This is a genomic window from Janthinobacterium sp. BHSEK (genome assembly GCF_056174685.1).
Genome location: NZ_JBWBYV010000034.1, coordinates 32,258 through 51,724, shown reverse-complemented (window position 1 = coordinate 51,724; position 19,467 = coordinate 32,258). Strand labels below are relative to the sequence as shown.

At 63.4% G+C, this 19,467-nt stretch carries 16 protein-coding genes; 11 read left to right on the top strand and 5 right to left on the bottom strand.

Going from position 1 to position 19,467, the window contains the following annotated elements:
• Window positions 1-43: 43 nt before the first annotated feature.
• The gene (locus tag AC0V2Y_RS13840; protein WP_475414255.1) at window positions 44-211 is read right to left on the bottom strand and encodes a hypothetical protein; all 168 of its coding nucleotides are present in this window, start codon (window positions 209-211) and stop codon (window positions 44-46) included.
• A 145-nt stretch (window positions 212-356) separates the two neighbouring features.
• Between AC0V2Y_RS13840 and AC0V2Y_RS13835 the strand changes: the two genes are divergently transcribed.
• The 5 genes from AC0V2Y_RS13835 to AC0V2Y_RS13815 all read left to right on the top strand — a co-directional run bounded on the left by AC0V2Y_RS13835 (window position 357) and on the right by AC0V2Y_RS13815 (window position 6,162).
• A complete protein-coding gene (locus tag AC0V2Y_RS13835) occupies window positions 357-1,574 on the top strand; it encodes a Bcr/CflA family efflux MFS transporter (RefSeq protein ID WP_475414256.1) in 1,218 nt (405 codons plus the stop codon).
• Window positions 1,575-1,599: 25 nt separating this feature from the next.
• Window positions 1,600-2,196 carry a TetR/AcrR family transcriptional regulator gene (locus AC0V2Y_RS13830; protein ID WP_475414257.1) on the top strand — a complete coding sequence of 199 codons (597 nt, stop codon included), beginning with the start codon at window positions 1,600-1,602 and terminating at the stop codon, window positions 2,194-2,196.
• Between the two features lie 385 nt (window positions 2,197-2,581).
• Window positions 2,582-5,266, top strand: coding sequence for a magnesium-translocating P-type ATPase (mgtA, locus tag AC0V2Y_RS13825; RefSeq protein WP_475414258.1), 2,685 nt, complete (start codon window positions 2,582-2,584; stop codon window positions 5,264-5,266).
• 36 nt (window positions 5,267-5,302) lie between these two features.
• Entirely contained in the window at window positions 5,303-5,644 is a 342-nt protein-coding gene (locus AC0V2Y_RS13820; RefSeq protein WP_475414259.1) for a hypothetical protein, read from the top strand.
• Window positions 5,641-6,162: a ribonuclease HI family protein gene (locus AC0V2Y_RS13815; RefSeq protein WP_475414260.1), complete on the top strand. Its 522-nt coding sequence runs from the start codon at window positions 5,641-5,643 to the stop codon at window positions 6,160-6,162. The genes AC0V2Y_RS13820 and AC0V2Y_RS13815 overlap by 4 nt, the downstream gene beginning before the upstream one ends.
• Here the strand turns inward: AC0V2Y_RS13815 and AC0V2Y_RS13810 are convergent.
• From AC0V2Y_RS13810 to AC0V2Y_RS13800, 3 genes are all read right to left on the bottom strand, one after another.
• Complete coding sequence (locus tag AC0V2Y_RS13810) at window positions 6,159-7,796, bottom strand: methyl-accepting chemotaxis protein (RefSeq protein ID WP_475414261.1); 1,638 nt, start codon at window positions 7,794-7,796, stop codon at window positions 6,159-6,161. The genes AC0V2Y_RS13815 and AC0V2Y_RS13810 overlap by 4 nt on opposite strands.
• An 81-nt stretch (window positions 7,797-7,877) precedes the next feature.
• Window positions 7,878-9,506 (bottom strand): methyl-accepting chemotaxis protein, encoded by a 1,629-nt coding sequence (locus tag AC0V2Y_RS13805; RefSeq protein ID WP_475414262.1) that lies wholly within the window; start codon window positions 9,504-9,506, stop codon window positions 7,878-7,880.
• 242 nt (window positions 9,507-9,748) lie between these two features.
• Complete coding sequence (locus tag AC0V2Y_RS13800) at window positions 9,749-10,240, bottom strand: chemotaxis protein CheW (RefSeq protein WP_034752308.1); 492 nt, start codon at window positions 10,238-10,240, stop codon at window positions 9,749-9,751.
• A 328-nt stretch (window positions 10,241-10,568) separates the two neighbouring features.
• Here AC0V2Y_RS13800 and AC0V2Y_RS13795 point away from each other — a divergent pair, with 328 nt between their 5' ends.
• The 4 genes from AC0V2Y_RS13795 (at window position 10,569) to AC0V2Y_RS13780 (ending at window position 14,404) form a co-directional block, all read left to right on the top strand.
• Window positions 10,569-11,219, top strand: a complete 651-nt coding sequence (locus AC0V2Y_RS13795) for an HD domain-containing protein (RefSeq protein WP_475414263.1) — start codon at window positions 10,569-10,571, stop codon at window positions 11,217-11,219.
• A gap of 117 nt (window positions 11,220-11,336) precedes the next feature.
• On the top strand, window positions 11,337-12,617 hold the full coding sequence (locus tag AC0V2Y_RS13790) for a TCR/Tet family MFS transporter (protein WP_475414264.1): 1,281 nt from the start codon (window positions 11,337-11,339) through the stop codon (window positions 12,615-12,617).
• A gap of 100 nt (window positions 12,618-12,717) precedes the next feature.
• A complete protein-coding gene (locus AC0V2Y_RS13785) occupies window positions 12,718-13,539 on the top strand; it encodes a substrate-binding periplasmic protein (RefSeq protein ID WP_475414265.1) in 822 nt (273 codons plus the stop codon).
• A gap of 7 nt (window positions 13,540-13,546) precedes the next feature.
• Window positions 13,547-14,404: an EamA family transporter gene (locus AC0V2Y_RS13780; protein WP_475414266.1), complete on the top strand. Its 858-nt coding sequence runs from the start codon at window positions 13,547-13,549 to the stop codon at window positions 14,402-14,404.
• On the opposite strand, the gene AC0V2Y_RS13775 is transcribed toward AC0V2Y_RS13780, so the two are convergent.
• Window positions 14,401-16,344 carry a CocE/NonD family hydrolase gene (locus AC0V2Y_RS13775; protein ID WP_475414267.1) on the bottom strand — a complete coding sequence of 648 codons (1,944 nt, stop codon included), beginning with the start codon at window positions 16,342-16,344 and terminating at the stop codon, window positions 14,401-14,403. The genes AC0V2Y_RS13780 and AC0V2Y_RS13775 overlap by 4 nt on opposite strands.
• Before the next feature lie 316 nt (window positions 16,345-16,660).
• Between AC0V2Y_RS13775 and trpS the strand changes: the two genes are divergently transcribed.
• Window positions 16,661-17,737, top strand: a complete 1,077-nt coding sequence (trpS, locus tag AC0V2Y_RS13770; RefSeq protein ID WP_475414268.1) for a tryptophan--tRNA ligase — start codon at window positions 16,661-16,663, stop codon at window positions 17,735-17,737.
• 120 nt (window positions 17,738-17,857) lie between these two features.
• The gene (locus AC0V2Y_RS13765; RefSeq protein ID WP_475414269.1) at window positions 17,858-19,447 is read left to right on the top strand and encodes a pyridoxal-dependent decarboxylase; all 1,590 of its coding nucleotides are present in this window, start codon (window positions 17,858-17,860) and stop codon (window positions 19,445-19,447) included.
• The last annotated feature ends 20 nt before the right edge of the window (window positions 19,448-19,467 follow it).

Here is a 19,467-nt window from a genome sequence, read left to right as displayed (position 1 = left end):
TTGGCGTGCGTGGTGACGTCGGATTACGCTGCGCTAATCCGACCTACGCAACCGGCAGCGCCAGCAAGGCGGCACCAGGCAGCACCAGCACCGTGCCCAGTATCGTCAGCAACACGACGTCGCGCCGCTCGCAGCGGCTGCGGTGCGAACTCCAGGCGGCAAACAACAGCGCCGCAGCCACGCAGCTGAGTGAAATGCCCACTTCCGTCATGCCGACTCTCCCCTCATAGTTTCTTCTCTCATCGTTCTCATCCTTTTCATTGATCGAGCAAACTACCTACCGGTAGGAAGTGAGTGTACAATAAAAAAGACGGCAGTGTCCATGCCCCGTTTTTTTGATAGATGAAGGAATCGCAATGCAGCAGCAAACCACTCTCCCCGCCGCCGGTCTCGGGCTGGCGGCTTCCCTGGCCCTGGTGGCCGTGCTCGGTCCGGCCGGCATCGACATGTACCTGGCCTCGATGCCGGCCATGGCGCGCGAGCTGCACACCTCGTATGCGAACGTGCAGCTGAGTTTGACTGTTTTCCTGCTGGCCCTGGGCGGCGGGCAGCTGCTGTGCGGGCCGCTGACGGACATGCTGGGCCGGCGCCGTCCATTGCTGGCCGGCATCGCCGTCTATATCGCTGCCGCCGTATGGGCGTCGCAGGCGGAGCAATTGACCACCCTGCTGCTGGCGCGCACGGTGCAAGGCCTGGGCGCGGCGCTGACCCTGGTCGTGGTGATGAGCATGGTGCGCGACGTGGCCGATGGGGTCAAAGCGGCGCAGCTGTTCGCCCTCCTGATGACCATCGTGGGCCTGGCGCCCGTGCTGGCGCCCGCCGTGGGCGGCTTGCTCGACGCGCACTACGGTTGGCGTGCCGTGATGCTGGCCCTGGCCGCGTTGGGCGCCTTGACCCTGCTCAATAGCGCCTTGGTCCTGCCGGAAACCTTGCCGCCTGCACGCCGCATTGCGCCGCAAGGCATGCACCGCACGTATGCGCGCATCGCGCTCGACCGCGCCTTCCTGCTGCCCGCGCTGGCCCTGTCCGCCGCGTTCTTTTTCCTGTTTGCCTACATCGGCGGCGCCTCGCTCGTGTACCAGCGCGATTTCGGCCTGTCCGCCAGCAGCTTCGGCCTCGTGTTCGGCGCGACGGGCGTGGCCGTGCTGCTGGGTGCGATGGCCAGCGGGCGCCTGGTAAGCCGCCATGGCGTGGCGCGCTTGAGCGTGGCGGGCAGCGCCGCCATGCTGGCCGGCGCGGGGCTGGCCCTGCTCGGCGCCTGGGCCGGAGGGGGAATCATGGTCGTCGTCCCCGGCATGTTCGTGGCCCTGTTTGGCCTGGGCATGGCGGAAGCGGCGCTGATGGCCATGGCCATGGGCTCGCAGCAGCGCGCGCTCGGTTCCACGGCCGCCCTGCTGGGCGCCATCCAGATGAGCTTATCGTCGCTGGCCACGCCGCTGGCGGCCGGCCTGTCCGAACGGGGGCCGCTGCCCTGGCTGCTGTTCTTGACCGTGGCCGGCCTGCTGGTATCATGGCTGACCCTGGCCACTGCGCGCAGCCATCCGGCACACGCCACCAGCCTGGGAGCGCACTGACGCTTCACCCAACTACTACCCTCATATGAAGAAACGCTCGGCCTCGGCCGATAACATCTGCGCCGTCGCCGTCGTGCACTTTTCCGAACACGGCTACGACGCCTCCTCCCTCAACGATATCGCCGCGCAGGCGGGCATGCGCAAGGCCTCGCTGTACTCCCACTTCGCCGGCAAGGACGCCCTGTTTCTGGACGTGTTTGCCGACGCGCTGGCCGAAGAGCAAGCCTTCATGGACGCTTGCTTCACCGACGAGGCTACGCTGGCGGCACCGGGCGGCCAGCAGGCCGGCTCGCTGTACTGCGACCGCATGGCGCAGCGCTATGCCGATTCGGCCCACTTGCGCTTTCTGCTGCGCACCGCGTATCTGCCGCCCGCGCCCCTGCGCGTGGAAGTGGGCACGGGTTACGAAGCCTTGCTGGCGCAATTGCAGCGGCACTACGTGGCCAGCCTGGGCCGATTGGCGCCCGCGCTGCCGCCGCAACGCGTCGACCTGTACGCGCAAGCCTACCTGGGCATCGTCGACAGCCTGCACGTGGAGCTGATCTACGCTGGCGGCGCCGCGCTGCAGCAGCGCCATGCGGCCCTGTGGCAGATATTGTCCGATTCGCTGGCGATGGCATGACAGCGGCCGATACAACAACCACATTACACTTTGGAAACCTAAGATTTCTTCAGTTGACACTCTTGCAGCACGTGCATAAGATGCCCCCATTATTCATTTACGGAGTCCCACGTGGGTACTTGTTCTAGTGACAGTAGCCGATCTTGTATCGGCGATTGCCTCGGCAGCTAAACAGCAAGCAACGCGGAATTCCGTTTCCTCCGTGCCTTGCTGAGCAAGGTGCGGTGTCTCGCGCGGCCAGTCCGGCTGCGCGCCTCTCCCCCTCTTCCCGATCGCGACCGGCTACTGACCCGGATTGCCCGCCAGCACGATTGCGTCCTGGCGGCACGCAAGTCTTGCCTGCGGCTGCGCCGCCCGTCAACACCTCGTCGTGAAAGGAAGAGCCATGAATCTCTTCACCCGCTTATTCGAATCGTTCCTGCGCAAACGCCATACGGCCGGCCATTTCCGCCGCCGCGCCATGCCGCTGGAAAACAGCACGGCCCGGCCCGTACCCGACCACCTGGCGCGCCAGCTGCTGGCCGCCGCGCATGAAGACCTGGACAGCGCCCTGAACCGCCTGCACACGCGCCTGGAAGGCTTGCGCGATGCCGAGGCACAAGTCATCGGCGCGCAAACGGGGCCGAACGAGGTCGAGCATGAGAAACCGCTGGCCTGGTACCAGCACCTGTGGCTGTGCTACAAGAATCCGTTCAACCTGCTGCTCACCGTGCTGGCCATCGTGTCCTACCTGACGGAAGACCCGAAAGCGACCATCGTCATCGGCACCATGGTGATTTTGTCGACCCTGCTGCGTTTCGTGCAGGAAGGCCGCTCGAACCGGGCTGCCGAATGCCTGAAAGCCATGGTCAGCAATACCGCCACCGTGCTGCGCAATGGCCAGCAGGTCGAACTGCCGATCCGCCAACTGGTGCAGGGCGACATCATCGTGCTGTCGGCCGGCGACATGATCCCTGCCGATTGCCGTTTGCTGTCCGCGAAAGACCTGTTCGTCAGCCAGGCCGCCATGACGGGTGAATCCTTGCCGGTGGAAAAGATGGCCGAACTGGCCGATGCCCATGTTAAAGACCCGATGGAGCTGGCCAATCTGTTGTTCATGGGCACGAATGTGATTTCGGGCGCCGCCACGGCGCTGGTCTTGGCCACGGGCAACCGCACCTATTTCGGCACCATCGCCACGCGCGTGACGGCCACCGAGCGCACGCCGACGGCGTTCGAGGCAGGCGTGAACAGCGTCAGCTGGCTCCTGATCCGCTTCGCCCTCGTGATGGCGCCGCTCGTGTTCCTGATCAATGGCTGGACCAAGGGCGACTGGATGGAAGCGTTTCTGTTTGCCCTGTCCGTGGCCGTGGGCCTGACGCCGGAAATGCTGCCCATGATCGTCACCAGCACCCTGGCCAAGGGCGCCGTGAAACTGTCGAAAAAGAAGGTCGTCGTGAAGCGCCTGGATGCGATCCAGAACTTCGGCGCCATGGACGTGCTGTGCACGGACAAGACGGGCACATTGACGCAGGACAAGATCGTGCTCGAGCGCCATACGGACGTGTTCGGCCAGCCGTCCGATGAAGTACTGCAATTTGCCTACCTGAACAGCCACTACCAGACGGGCCTGAAAAACCTGCTCGACCGCGCTGTGCTTGACCATGTGGAGTTGCAGACGGAAATGCAGCTGGCCCGCGATTACGTCAAGGTCGATGAAATCCCGTTTGATTTCGTGCGCCGCCGCATGTCCGTCGTCGTGTCTGAAAAGAATGACCACCATGAGCTGATCTGCAAGGGCGCCGTCGAGGAAATCCTCGCCGCCTGCAGCCAGCTGCGCCTGGGCGGCGTCAACATTCCGCTCGACGCCGCCCTGCTGGACAAGGTATTGGAAACCACGCATGGCCTCAATGCGGAAGGCTTGAGAGTGGTGGCCGTGGCCGTCAAGGAAGTGCCGCCGCATAAAACCGTGTACGGTGTGGCCGATGAAACGGCGCTGACCCTGATCGGTTATGTCGCCTTCCTCGATCCGCCGAAGGAATCGACGGCGCCCGCCCTGCGCGCGCTGGCGGAACACGGCGTCACCGTAAAAGTATTGACGGGAGACAACCACCTGGTGACGGCGAAGATCTGCCGCGAAGTGGGCCTGGCCGTGCATGGCGTGCTGCAAGGCCCGCAACTGGACGACATGGATGACGCCACCCTGGCCAGGGCGGCCGAGGACAACACGGTGTTTGCCAAGCTCAGCCCGCTGCACAAGGAGCGCCTCGTGCGCGCCCTGCGCGGCAATGGCCATATCGTCGGCTTCATGGGCGACGGCATCAACGACGCGCCCGCCCTGCGCGCGGCCGACATCGGCATTTCCGTCGATTCGGCCGTCGATATCGCCAAGGAAGCGGCCGACATCATCCTGCTGGAAAAAAGCCTGATGGTGCTGGAGGAAGGCGTGCTGGAAGGCCGGCGCACCTTCAGCAACATGCTCAAATACATCCGCATGACGGCCAGTTCGAACTTCGGCAATGTGTTTTCCGTACTGGTGGCCAGCGCCTTTCTGCCGTTCCTGCCCATGCTGCCGCTGCACTTGCTGGTGCAAAACCTGCTGTATGACGTGTCGCAGATCGCCATCCCGTTCGACAATGTCGACGCCGAACTGATCCAGCAACCGCTGAGCTGGAACCCGCGCGACATCGGCCGCTTCATGGTCTTCTTCGGGCCCATCAGCTCGATCTTCGACATCAGCACGTTTATCCTGATGTGGCATGTGTTCGGCGCGAATACCCCGGAACAGCAGACCCTGTTCCAATCCGGCTGGTTCGTCGTCGGCTTGCTGACGCAGACGCTGATCGTGCACCTGATCCGCACGCCCAAGCTGCCCTTCATCGACAGCATCGCGTCCGTGCCCCTGCTGGTGGCGACCACCGCCATCATGGCCGTGGGCGTGTTCCTGCCGATGGGGCCGCTGGCGACCTACTTCAAGCTGCAAGCCTTGCCACTGAGCTATTTCCCATGGCTGCTGGGCATCCTCGTCTGCTACACCGTGCTGACGACGTTCATGAAACGCGTGTATCTGCGCAAATTCGGCTGGCAATAGTATGATGAGCCGCTCTTTCCCCTACAAAAGGCACGCATGAGCGGCTCCTCCCTTTCCAAACGTCATCTCGCCCTGCTGCTGTCGGCCCTCGTCTTCCCCGGCAGCGGGCATTTTGTCTTGCAACGCAAGGCCCGTGGCTGCCTCTTCCTCGTGCCGGCCCTGGTCGCGCTGGCGATCGTATTGCGCCAGATCATGGCACGATTGGACCAGGTTATGGCACAGATCGACAGCGGCGCCCTGCCCCTCGACGTGCAGCTGATCATGGAAAAAGTGGAGGCGCTCTCGGTCAACGACGGCCCCGCCATGACGGTGGCCGTCTGTGTGCTGGTGGCGTGCTGGATAGCCAGCCTGATCGACACCTTGCTGATCAAGCCATGACGCCGGAAGCAGCGGCGCGCAATGAACGCAAAAAACGCAAGGAAGCCAGGATGCAGGCGCGCCGCGCCCAGCTGGCGCTCAGCCGCCAGGACCATGGCGGCCCGCTGGCCTGGCGCGGCTGGTTCGACGGTTCCGCCCACCCGAACCCGGGCAAGCTGGGCATAGGCGCCCTGCTGCAGGGACCGAACGGCGAGCGCATCGAAGTGAGCGAGGCGGCCGGTTATGGCAGCAGCAGCGATGCGGAATATGCGGCCCTGACGGCCGTGCTGCAGGCGGCACTCAAGGTGCGTCCGCTGCCCGAGCAGTTGCTGCTGTACGGCGACAGCCAGGTGGTGATCAATGACGTGCTGGGAACGACGCCCGTGGGCGCCAAGGGGCTGGAAACGCAGAGGGCCACCGTCGTGGCCCTGCTGGAACAATTCACGGATGTAAGCTTGCGCTGGCTGCCGCGCCACCGCAATGGCGAGGCGGACCGGCTGTCGCAGCTGGCGATCGCCGGCTGGGTGGAGAAAGATTAAGCGGCGCGGCCGATCCGCAAGGCTTCTTGCGGCTCTTTCGCCACCGCACGTTGCTTGCCCTTCAAACCGCTGACACTCGCCTGCTGGGCATTGAGCTTGAACACGCTGACGACTTGCGCCAGGTTGTGCGCCTGGTGCTGCATCGATTCGGCCGCCGCCGCCGACTCTTCCACCAGCGCCGCATTCTGTTGCGTCACGGCATCCATCTGGCCGATGGCGCGGTTGATCTCGTCGATGCCCACGCTTTGCTCGCTGCTCGCTGCCGTGATTTCCGTGATGATGTCGCTCACGCGCTGCACGCTGTCGACGATGTCGTTCATGGTCGAGCCGGCTTGCGCCACCAGCATGCTGCCCGCGTTGACTTGCTCCACGGAAGCACCGATCAGCGTCTTGATCTCTTTCGCGGCGCTGGCCGAGCGCTGGGCCAGGTTGCGCACTTCGGACGCCACGACGGCAAAGCCGCGGCCCTGCTCGCCGGCACGGGCCGCTTCCACGGCCGCATTCAGGGCCAGAATGTTCGTCTGGAAGGCGATGCCGTCGATCACGCTGATGATGTCGACGATCTTGTTCGACGAGGCGTTGATCGATTCCATCGTGCCCACCACCTGTGCCACGACTTCGCCGCCCTTGACGGCCACTTGCGCGGCCGAAGCCGCCAACTGGTTCGCCTGGCGCGCATTGTCCGCATTCTGTTTCACGGTGCTGGTCAGCTCTTCCATCGACGAGGCTGTTTCCTCCAGGGAACCGGCCTGCTCTTCCGTGCGGGAAGACAGGTCCTGGTTGCCGGCGGCAATTTCCGTCGACGAGGTCGCGATGCTGTCCGTGCCGCTGCGCACTTCGCCGACGATGTTGAGCAGGCTCGTGTTCATGTCCTTCAGGGCCAACAGCAGTTGCCCCGTTTCATCCTTGGCGCTGGCGTCGATCTGCGCCGTCAAGTCGCCATCGGCCACCTTGCGGGCGATGTCCACGGCCGTGCGCAGGGGACGTACGATGCCCATCGTCAACAGCCAGGCGCAGACGACGCCAAAGCCCAGCGCCAGCACAGCCAGGGTCAGCAACAAGTTGCGGCTGGTATTGGCGACGGTGTCGATCTCGCGCGCCGTCGTATCGATGCTGGCGCGCTGGTGCTGCAGCATGTCGTTGACCACTTTCAGGTATTTCGTCGAACCGGGCACGAAGATACCCTGGAACGCCTGTTCCGCTTCCGCTTCATGTCCATCCGCCTTCAGCTTCGACACTTGCGCGCGTGAATCGAGGTAAACCTTGCGCTGTTCGCTCACCAGGCGGAACAGTTCCTTTTCTTCCGGGCTGGAAATCAAGGCTTCGATTTTCTTTTGCAGTTCGCCCGAGACGACGGACGACTGTTTCGCCTCTTCCGCAAAATACGCGCCCAAGGTCGTGTCGCTGCTGCGCGCGATGGCCGTGGTGCGGCGCACGCCGCTGTCGATCTTGGAATACCAGTCGGAAATATAGCGTTCCTTCGCCAGCGGCAGCTCCATCATGGTGCGCGTGGCCGTGGCCACGTCGTGCAAGCGCCACACGCTGATGCCCGTGATGAGCATGGAAAACAGCAAAATCACGGCAAAACCCAGGCCGAGGCGCACACCAATACTGACGTTTCTTAACAAATTCATGTGAATATCCTAAAAAAGCGGAACCAGACTATATAAAAGGGGGACAGCAGAAAGCGGCCGCACGAGGCGGCCACGACGGCATCAGCGTGTGCCGATGCGCAAGGCGGTTTGCGGTACGGCCGGGCGTTTCAGCGCGTGTGTTACACCGTTCGCACCGCTGTGGCCATGCAGTTTAAAGACGCTGACGACTTGCGCCAGGTTATGCGCCTGGTGCTGCATCGATTCGGCCGCCGCCGCCGACTCTTCCACCAGCGCCGCATTCTGCTGCGTCACGGCATCCATCTGGCCGATGGCGCGGTTGATCTCGTCGATGCCCACGCTTTGCTCGCTGCTCGCTGCCGTGATTTCCGTGATGATGTCGCTCACGCGCTGCACGCTGTCGACGATGTCGTTCATGGTCGAGCCGGCTTGCGCCACCAGCATGCTGCCCGCGTTGACTTGCTCCACGGAAGCACCGATCAGCGTCTTGATCTCTTTCGCGGCGCTGGCCGAACGCTGGGCCAGGTTGCGCACTTCGGACGCCACGACGGCAAAGCCGCGGCCCTGCTCACCGGCACGGGCCGCTTCCACGGCCGCATTCAGGGCCAGGATGTTCGTCTGGAAGGCGATGCCGTCGATCACGCTGATGATGTCGACGATCTTGTTCGACGAGGCGTTGATCGATTCCATCGTGCCCACCACCTGCGCCACGACTTCGCCGCCCTTGACGGCCACTTGCGCGGCCGAGGCCGCCAGCTGGTTCGCCTGGCGCGCATTGTCCGCATTCTGCTTCACGGTGCTGGTCAGCTCTTCCATCGACGAGGCTGTTTCCTCCAGGGAACCGGCCTGCTCTTCCGTGCGAGAAGACAGGTCCTGGTTGCCGGCGGCAATCTGCGTCGACGAGGTCGCGATGCTGTCCGTGCCGCTGCGCACTTCGCCGACGATGTTGAGCAGGCTCGTGTTCATGTCCTTCAGGGCCAACAGCAGTTGCCCCGTTTCATCCTTGGCGCTGGCGTCGATCTGCGCCGTCAAGTCGCCATCGGCCACCTTGCGGGCGATGTCCACGGCCGTGCGCAGGGGGCGCACGATGCCCATCGTCAAGACCCAGGCGCAGACGACGCCAAAAGCCAGCGCCAGCACGGCCAGCACCAGCATCAGGTTGCGGCTGGTATTGGCCACGGCGTCGATCTCGCGCGCCGTCGTATCGATGCTGGCGCGCTGGTGTTCCAGCAATTCCTGCACCATCTTCTGGTATTTGGCGGCGGCCGGCACGAAGGTCTTTTCAAACACGTCATTGGCGGCATCGACCTGCGCTTCACCCTTGAGCTTGTAGACCTGGTCGCGCGAACCGATATACACCTTGCGCTGTTCCAGCAAGCCCGCGAACATGGCTTTTTCTTCCGGCTTGTCGATCAGCGCCTCGATCTTCTTTTGCAGTTCGGCCGAGCTGGCCGACGAGACTTTCGATTCTTCGGCGAAATAGCCACTGAGCGAAGTATCGCTGCTGCGGGCAATGGCGATGGTGCGGCGTACGGCGCTGTCGATGCGGCCATACCAGTCGGAAATATAGCGTTCCTTCGCCAGCGGCTGCTCCATCATGACGCGCGTGGCGCTGGCCACGTCGTGCAGGCGCCAGACGCTGATGCCCGTAATGAGCATGGAAAACAGCAAAATCACGGCAAAACCGAGTCCGAGGCGGACACCGATGCTGACGTTGCGTAATACATTCATGTGACTATCCTAAAAAGCCCTGCCGTCAACCTGAGACAAGCTGACGATCTCGCTCATGGGCGGGCGCTGGCTGGCCGCTGTCGCGAATTGGCGTAAAAAGTGAAACGAAAGTGAAACTGGCGCACGGTTCGGCTGAACCGTGCGCCAGGAAAGGTGCTAGCGTGCACCTTGCAGAAAAAGCAAACAATGCTTGGGGTCAATTGTTTCCGACAAACTTGATCTAAATGACCTTCAGCAAGAACTTAGGCAGCAAGCTTCTCGATCAAGCCCATGTCGGCGCTGGACATCAGCTGGTCGATATCGACCAGGATCAGCATGCGTTCGTCGATGGTGCCCAGGCCGATCACATATTCCGTATTGATCGAACGGCCCATGTCAGGCGCCGGCTTGATCTGTTCCGGCATCAGGGTGGTGACGTCGGAGACGCGGTCGACGACCATGCCGACGACGCGGTTGCCGATATTGAGGATGATGACGACGGTAAACTGGTCGTAGCTGGGCGTGCCCAGGTTGAACTTGATGCGCATGTCGACGATCGGCACGATGATGCCGCGCAGGTTGACCACGCCCTTGACGAACTCGGGGGCGTTGGCGATGCGGGTCGGCGTTTCATAGCTGCGGATTTCGCTGACTTTCTGGATGTCGATGCCATACTCTTCCTGGCCCAGGGTAAAGGCCAGGTATTCGGCAGCCTTGGCAACGGTGGCGCCAGTGTCGCTGGAATTGGTGTTCATGATGATCCTTTCGTTAACTCGCCTGGGGCGCAGACCAAGGCACGCTGCGCGCAACCTTGGACGTGACGCGCCATGCACGATGGAATGGCCGCCACTGCTATGTTTTTGCAAATACTTTCTCGCAATTAGCTTATGCTTCTAATTTCCGTGCGGCAATGTTACCCCATGTAAATTTTACATGCACTAAAAAAGAGCGGCCGTCTGATTTTGGCTTTTCAAAAATGCAATTTATGTGGCGAATACGGCACGCCGCAGCGTCACGCTCCCCGCCGCACGGGGCGGCGTTTTATGCCACACTGGCGGCCCCTGCTTTTTATGACTTTGAACCATGGATTCTTTGCTTTCTCAATGGCAGCCACGCCTGCTGGCGCTGGCCGCGGCCGGCCTGGGCGATGACGGCGCCCACGACATCAACCACCTGCACCGCGTCTGGCGCAACGCCAGCGTCCTGCTGCAGGAGCATGCGCAGGCCGACGCCCTCACCGTGATGGCCGCCTGCTATCTGCACGACCTCGTCAACCTGCCGAAAAACCACCCCGAGCGCCACCTGGCCTCGCGCCAGGCAGCCACCCTCGCTTGCCGCCAGTTGGCCGAACTGGACTTCCCGGCAGAAAAATTGGCTGGCGTGGCCCACGCCATCGAAACGCACAGTTTTTCCGCCAACTTAACGCCGCACACGCTCGAAGCGCAGATCGTGCAGGATGCCGACCGCATCGACGCGCTGGGCGCCGTCGGACTGGCGCGCCTGTTCTATACGGCGGCGCGCATGGATAGCGCGCTGGCGCACGGCACGGATCCGCTGGCCCGGCATCGCGAACTCGACGACAAGGCGTATGCGCTCGACCATATCGTCACCAAGCTCGACAAGCTGCCCGGCAAGATGCAGACGGCGGCCGGCCGCGCGCTGGCTGAACGGCGCCTGGCCGTGCTGACGGATTTCCGCGCCGCCTTTGCCGACGAATGGGGAGTTGCGCTCTGACATGGGTGGCGATAGCCAGTCTGGTCCACGCTGTCTATAATGCAAGCCTCAGCTATTGCGCCGCGCCAGCAGAAAACTGCAGCGCGCTGGCGCTTTGCCAACGCGCCGAAAGCATGCATGTCCGATAAAACCAGCCCCGACGGCCATTCCCCGTCCAACGACGCGCCCGCGCGCGCCGGCAACCTCAATTTCATCCTCGTCTGCGTCTTCATCGACATGCTGGGCATCGGCCTGGTGGTACCCGTACTGCCCATCCTGATCGGCGACTTTGTCGACGGCAAGGATGCGCAGGCGTTCTGGTACGGCATCATGGCGGCCGTCTTCGGCTTGCTGCAGTTCATCTTCATGCCCATGCTGGGCGCCATCAGCGACCGCGTGGGACGCCGTCCCGTGCTGCTGTACTCGATGGCCGGCATGGGCATCAATTTCCTCGCCACGGGCTGGGCGCCGAACCTGGCATGCCTGTTCATCGGCCGCATCATCGGCGGCGTCTCGTCGGCCAGCATGTCGGTCGCGTCCGCCTACGCCTCCGATATTTCCACGCACGATAACCGCGCCAAGAGCTTCGGCAAGATCGGCGCCGCCTTCGGTCTGGGCTTCATCTGCGGCCCCATGCTGGGCGGCCTGCTGGGCGAGATCAACCTGCGCCTGCCGTTTTACGTGGCGGCCGGCCTGTCGGCGGCCAATTTCATCTATGGCTATTTCTGCGTGCCCGAATCGCTGCGGCCCGGTCCCCGCGCGCCCTTTACTTTGGCGCGCATCAATCCGTTCGCCGCCCTGATAAAACTGGTGCGCCGCGTGGAGATCCGCGGCCTGGTGCTGGCCTTCGGCCTGATGACGTTTGCACAAATGATGCTCAACACCACCTGGGTGCTGTACACGCATTTCCGCTTCGACTGGACGCCGCGCCAGAACGGCATCGCCATGTTCTGCGTGGGCCTGTGCGCGGCCGTCGTGCAGGCGGGCTTGCTGGGCATCCTCATCAAGCGTTTCGGTGAAGTGCGTTTGTCCTTGCTGGGCATGGCGTCTGGCGCCCTCACCTACCTGCTGTACGGCCTGGCCACGCAAGGCTGGATGATGTATGCGTTGATCCTGTGCAACCTGCTGGCCTTTGCCGCCGGCCCAGCACTGCAAGGCATCATCTCGAAATCATCGAACGCCGGCGAACAGGGCGAACTGATGGGCTCCCTGCAATCGATCAGCAGCCTGGGCATCATCATCATGCCTTTGCTCGGCAGCATGATTCTCGGCGAGGTGAGCCACTTGCCAGCACAGGACTGGCGCATCGGCAGCACCTTCTATCTGTGCGCCATCATGCAAACCCTGGGCATCGTGGTGGCCTGGCGCTACTTCCAGGCGCAGCGGCTGGCCAGACTTGTGGTTTCCACCACAAAGTAGTCGGCGGGATAATATTGCATTTAAGAAATAGATAGGCGAGAATGGGATAATCAAGCGGACGTTGCCGACGCCCGCGATTCGATGGTGAGCAAGGATGGGTATGACTGACTTTTATTCCAGCGCCTGGCGCCGGACCATGGCCATGCTGGCGCTGGCGCTGCCGGCCCTGGCGGGCGCGCAATGCTCGCGCGACATCCAGGTGCCCGTCTCGGCCATCGGCGCCAGCGTGGTGGTCAATGGCGCCGCCATCGGCGGCATCTACCCCGACTTGCTGCGCAGCATGGGCGCCAAGCTCGGCTGTAATTTCATCTTCACGGCCGTGCCCCGCGCGCGCCTGGAGGCGATGTTCGAGGCGGGCAAGGCCGATATGCTGATACCGGCCAGCAGCACGCCGCGGCGCGACCAGCACGGCCTGTTCATCCCCCTGATGGGCAGCCGGCCTCTGCTGATCTCGCTGCAAGGCACGCGCACGCCCATCAACACCATGCAGGAACTGATCGAGCGGCGCGACTTGCGCGTGGCGCTCGTGCGCGGCTACGACTATGGCGTGTCCTACCAGGCGCTGGCCAAGGAGCTGAGCAGCCAGGGCCGCCTGTTCTACGAAGTCGACGCGCTGTCCGTGGCGCGCCTGATGCAAAGCGGCTTCATCGACGCCACCATCATGAGTCCCACCATCCTCGCCGGCGTGGCGCAAAACGATGCGCGCGTGTACGGCCTGGCCGACCGCCTGCGCCTGGAAGCCTTGCCGGAATTGCCGTGGGGCATGAGCGGCGTCTACCTGTCGCGCAAGTCGCTGACGGCGGATGACCAGGCGGCCCTGCGCGAACTGCTGGAAAAAGCCAGCCGCTCGGGCACCCTGATGGAAGGCTTCCAGCGCCATCACCGCCAGGAACTGTTGTCGCAGAGCATACGCCCGCGCTAGGGCCTGCATGTCCGGTCTCGTCGTCGCCGTCGTCCTGTTTGCCGCCCTGCTGCATGCCAGCTGGAACGCCATCGTCAAGTCGGGCAAGGATACCTTCCTCACCACCGTGCTCGTCTCCGTGGGCGCGGCGCTGATCTCGCTGGCAGTCTTGCCCTTCGTCGAGGCCCCCGCCCCCGCCAGCTGGCCCTACCTGACCGCTTCGGCCGTGGCACAGCTGGCCTATTACTCGCTGCTGGCGGCCGCCTACAAGGCGGGCGACATGAGCCATGCCTACCCCTTGATGCGCGGCAGCGCGCCGCTGCTCGTGGCGTTGGCCAGCTGGCCGCTGATCGGCGAGCGGCTTTCTGCCATGCAGATGGCCGCCGTCGCCTGCATCAGCGCGGGCATCTTCGGCCTGTATGTTGCCGCGCGCACGCCCGCCATGCCTGGTACGGCGAAGGGCACGGGACGCGCCACCGCCTTTGCGCTGGGCAACGCCTGCGTCATCGCCAGCTATACCCTGATCGACGGCATCGGCGTGCGCCTGTCCGGCGCCCCGGCCGCCTACACGATGTGGATTTTTGTCTTGAACGGTACGGGACTGTTGCTGTGGACGGTGCTGCGCCGCCGCGCCGGCCTGCTGGCCTATGCGCAAACGCAATGGCATCTGGCCGCCTTTGGCGGTTTCGGCACCCTGGCCTCGTATGGACTGGCCCTGTGGGCCATGACGCAGGCACCCGTGGCGGCCATCGCGGCCCTGCGCGAAACATCGATCCTGTTCGCCATCGCCATTGCGGCCCTGTTCCTGCGCGAAAAGATCAGCCCCCGCCGCTATGTGGCCATCGGCCTGATCGCGGCGGGCGCCATCCTCATGCGCATGGGCTAGCGGGCGTCGAGCGGCGCGATCGGCAACTCGATCGCGCTGGCTGCCCCTGCCGCGTGGTACACGCGCTGCGTCGCCTTTCTATAATGGCCTGGGTCGGCCAGGAAGATGTTCGGCACGTAGTTTTGCGGGTTGCGGTCGTACAGCGGGAACCAGCTCGACTGCACTTGCACGGCAATGCGGTGACCGGGCAGGAAGACGTGATTCGCATTCGGCAAGGCGAAGCGGTAGCGCTCCACTTTGCCCGCCGGTATCGGCGTCGGGTGCTCGAAGCTGTCGCGGTAGCGCCCGCGGAAGATATCCATGGCCACGCCCAGCTGGTAGCCGCCCATGGCCGGCTGCGACGGCACTTCGTCCGGATACACGTCGATCAGTTTCACCACCCAGTCCGCATCCGTGCCGCTGGTGGCGGCGAACAGGTTGACCATCGGTGCGCCGGCGATGCGCACGGCCGTTTTCAACGGTTCCGAAACATAGCTGAGCACGTCCGTGCGGTCCGCATAGCCGCGCTGGTCGCTGACCAGCCATGGCTTCCACACGTCGGCATCGCTCAGGCGCACGGGACGGGGCACGAAAGGCACGGGCTTGGCCGGATCGGCCACGTATTCGTCGAACGCGCCTTCCGCCGCCTCCGCAGCGCCCGATGGCGCCGCAAAGCCCAGCCTGGAACCGTCCTGCAGGTAGATCGGCGTCAGCTTCGTGTCGCAGGTCTCGCAAGCCAGCGGCCACTGCTGCAGGCGCTGCCACTGGTTGGTGCCGCTCTGGTAGGACACGACGGGCGCCGTGTTCGCTTCCGGCGCGCCATCCTTCAGGTATTGATTGAGGAATGGCTGCATGACTTTTTCGCGGAACTGGCGTGCCGTATCGCCGTCAAACTTCAGGGCGCCCAGGCTGGAGCCTTCATAGTTGACGCCGCTATGGCGCCACGGGCCGATGGCCAGGTAATTGAGGTTGTTGTGCTTGTCGCGCCCTTCCATCGCCGTATAGGTGGCATAGGGGCCATAGATGTCTTCCTGGTCCCACTGCCCCACCACGTGCATGGTGGGCACGATCAACGGACGCTTGGCGAGGATTTTATCGAGCGCCTGTTCCTGCCAGTAACTGTCGTAGGCCGGATGCTCGAACAGCTTTTTCGTGTAGGTCAGCTTGTCGATGCCGAATTTCTTCGCGAAATCACCGGCCGAGCCGATGCGCAGATACGCGTCGTAGTCGTCGTAGACGCCCAGCACGGGCGCCTCGCCGCTGCCGCGCACGCTCGTCTGCCACGCCAGATAAGACAGGCTCGGCATGCGGAAGGCGCCGTTATGGAACCAGTCGTCGCCGCGCCAGCCATCGACCATGGCGCTCATGGGAATGGCCACCTTCAGCGCCGGATGCGGGTCGACCAGGGCCATCAGTACCGTATGCCCTTCGTACGAGGAACCGAGCATGCCCACCTTGCCATTGCTTTCCGGTACATTTTTCACCAGCCAATCGATGGTGTCCCATGCATCGGTCACGTTATCGACCTTGGTATTGTTCAGCGGGCCGCGCACGGGGCGCGTCATCACGTAATCGCCTTCCGAGCCATGCTTGCCGCGCACGTCCTGGAACACGCGGATGTAGCCGTTTTCCACCAGGGTATCGTCGCCCTGCGGCAAGGTGGCCAGCATGCTGGCGCTGGTGGCGCGCTGCGCGCGGCGGGCCGCGTTGTACGGCGTGCGCGTGAGCATGATCGGCGCCCGCTTGGCGTCTTTCGGCACGACGATCACCGTGTACAGCTTGACGCCGTCGCGCATGGGGATCATCACCACGCGCTTGACGTAATCATTCATATCGGGCAGCACCAGCTTGGCGCCGATATCGGGCGTCATCGGCGGCGTTTGCGCCATCGCCGGTACTGCAAACAAAGAACTGATAACAAAAGCCAGGCCGGTGAGCCGGACGGGGGACGACACGCGCATACTGTTCTCCAATGATTCATGCCACGCAAAAGTGGCCGAACGGCAATAGTACCCGGAAAGCAAGTTCCGCAGTAGGCCAGCCTCTGACGCGGCGCAGCAGATATATGGGCACGCAACTTGACAGAACGCGCCCGAACTGCAACCATATCGCCATGAAATTTATCCCGTCACAACACGCCTGCTTGAATTGGTGGTCCCGCTCACTTTCGCGCGGCCACTCTATAGTGATGTGAATTTGATCCACGCCGCCTCGATCGGTGGCGTAACAGGCTCAGCCTGGATCATCCCCGATGCAGGCGGCTCAAAAGGAAACTTGATGAGCTTGCCTAACACCCCCGATACCCCCGACACCGACAACGCCCCGGCAGCACCGCTGTCCGCCGCCGCCATCGCGTCGCAATCCGTGATCCTGACAGGCGACCGCCCCACCGGCCCCCTGCACCTGGGCCACTACGTGGGCAGCCTGCGCGACCGCGTCGCCTACCAGAACAGCTACAAGCAATTCATCATGCTGGCCGACGCGCAGGCGCTGACGGACAATATGGACGACATCGACAAGGTGCACCGCAACGTCGTCGAAGTGGCGCTGGACTACCTGGCCGTCGGCATCGACCCGAGCAAGACCACGGTCTTCATCCAGTCGCAGATCCCGGAACTGGCCGAGCTGACCTTTTACTACCTGAACATCGTCACCGTGGCGCGCCTCGAGCGCAATCCCACCGTCAAGGAAGAAATCCGCCTGCGCGGCTTCGAGCGCGACATTCCGGCCGGTTTCCTGACCTACCCGGCCAGCCAGGCGGCCGACATCACGGCCTTCAAGGCGGGCGTGGTGCCCGTGGGCGAAGACCAGATCCCCATGATCGAGCAAACGAATGAAATCGTGCGCCGCTTCAACCGCATGTACAACCGTGAAGTGCTGATGGAATGCAAGGCGCTGGTGCCGGACATCGGCCGCCTGCCCGGCATCGACGGCAAGGCGAAGATGAGCAAGTCGCTGGGCAACACCATCAACCTGGGCGCCACCCCGGCCGAAATCACGGCCGCCGTGAAAAAAGTCTACACGGACCCGCTGCACCTGCGCGTGGAAGACCCGGGCCACCTGGAAGGCAACATCGCGTTTACCTACCTGGACGCGTTCGATCCGGAAAAAGCGGCGCTGGCCGAAATGAAAGCCCATTACGTGCGCGGCGGCCTGGGCGACAGCATCGTCAAGAAGCGCCTGGACGTGGTCTTGCAGGAAATGCTGGCGCCGATCCGCGCCCGCCGCGAAGAGTTCGCAAAAGACAAGGGGCAGGTCATCCAGATGTTGAAAGAAGGCACTTTCAAGGCGCGCGAAGTGGCGGCCCGCACGGCCGATGAAGTCAAGTCGGCGCTGGGCCTGAATTACTTCTAATTACCATTTGCAAATAGCAAACTGATGCGCCCAGGCGGAGTCGGGTAAAATCCCGCTTCCGCCTGGGCGCAATTCGTTTGTCACCGTGGCACCAGCAATCCGTAGAAAAGACAACGCGCCATGACCGAGACCCCTATCGAACAGCTGCTGCGGCAGCATTTTTCCATCGATGCGCTGCAGCAGGCACCCGCGCCCTTGCAGCAGGCCCTGCGCATGCTGGGCGGCTGGCTGGCGGCCGAACGCGCCGAACCGTATCCGCACACGCCGTATGCGGAACTGCTGACGCAGCTGTCCGACATCAGCCCGCCCGCGCACGGCATGCCCGTGGCCGATTTCCTGCAGGAGCTGGACGCCACCGTGCTGGCCAATACGGCCCAGCTGAACCATCCGCAATACATCGGCCACATGACGCAGGCCTTGCCCTGGATCAGCGTGCTGGCCGAAGCGTTTACGGCCACCCTGAACCAGAACCAGGTCAAGATCGAGACGGCGTACGTGTCGACCCTGATCGAAAAGCAGATCCTGGGCTGGCTGCACCGCCAGGTGTACCAGCAGCCGGACGCCGTCTATGCGCAGGCCATGGCCGCCACCAGCGGCGCGCTGGGCAATGTCGTCAATGGCGGCACCATGGGCAACCTGACGGCGCTGGCCGTGGCACTGGAAAAACAATTGCCCGGCACGCGCAAGCGCGGTTTATTTTCCGCCATGCAAGAATCAGGCTACGCCGGGCTGGCCGTGATCGGCTCGGCCCGCAGCCATTATTCCGTGAAAAAGGCCCTGGCGACCCTGGGACTCGGCGAAAACGCCCTGCACCTGGTGGCCGTCGACCGCGACAACCGCATCGACGTCCAGGCGCTGGAAGCGACAATTGCCGACTTGAAATTGCGCAAGATCAAGGTCGTCGCCATGATCGGCATCGCCGGCACGACGGAAACGGGCGCCATCGACCCGCTGGCCGCCATGGCCGCCATTGCGGCCCGGGAAAACATCTGGTTCCACGTGGATGCGGCCTGGGGCGGGGCCCTGCTGATCGCGGAACAGTACCGCGCCCTGTACGACGGCATCGACCTGGCCGACTCCGTCGTCATCGACGGACATAAACTGCTGTGGGTGCCGATGGCGCAAAGCATGGTGCTGTTCAAGGATAGCGCCAGCCTGAACTTGCTGAAACACAACGCCAACTACATCCTGCGCGACAACTCGGGCGACCTGGGCCAGACGTCGCTGGAAGGCTCGCGCCGCTTCGATGCCTTGAAACTGTGGACCTCATTCAAGGTGCTGGGCGTGTCCGGCTACACGGCCCTGCTGCAGCAGGCGGCCACCCTGTCCGGCCAGTTGCAGGACTTGTTGGCCGACCAGCAGGATTTCGAACTCGTCACGCGCTCCGACACCTTCATCCTCACCTACCGCTACGTGCCCGCGCCCTTGCGCCAGCGCATGGAGGCAATGCTGGCCGGCGGACAGGTGGAGGCGGCCACCGAGCTGAACAAACAGCTGAACACCTTGAACGCCAAGCTGCAGAACCGGCAAAAGGCCGAAGGCCACAGCTTCGTGTCGCGCACGGTGCTCGAATCGACGCGCTACCCTGGCCCGACCAACGTGCTGCGCGTGGTCATGACGAATGTCAAGACACGCCACCACCACCTGCGCGCCATCCTGGCCGAACAGCGGGCCATCGGCCAGGCGCTGGTGGCGGAACTGGGCCTGTAAGAAACACACACCCATCCCCC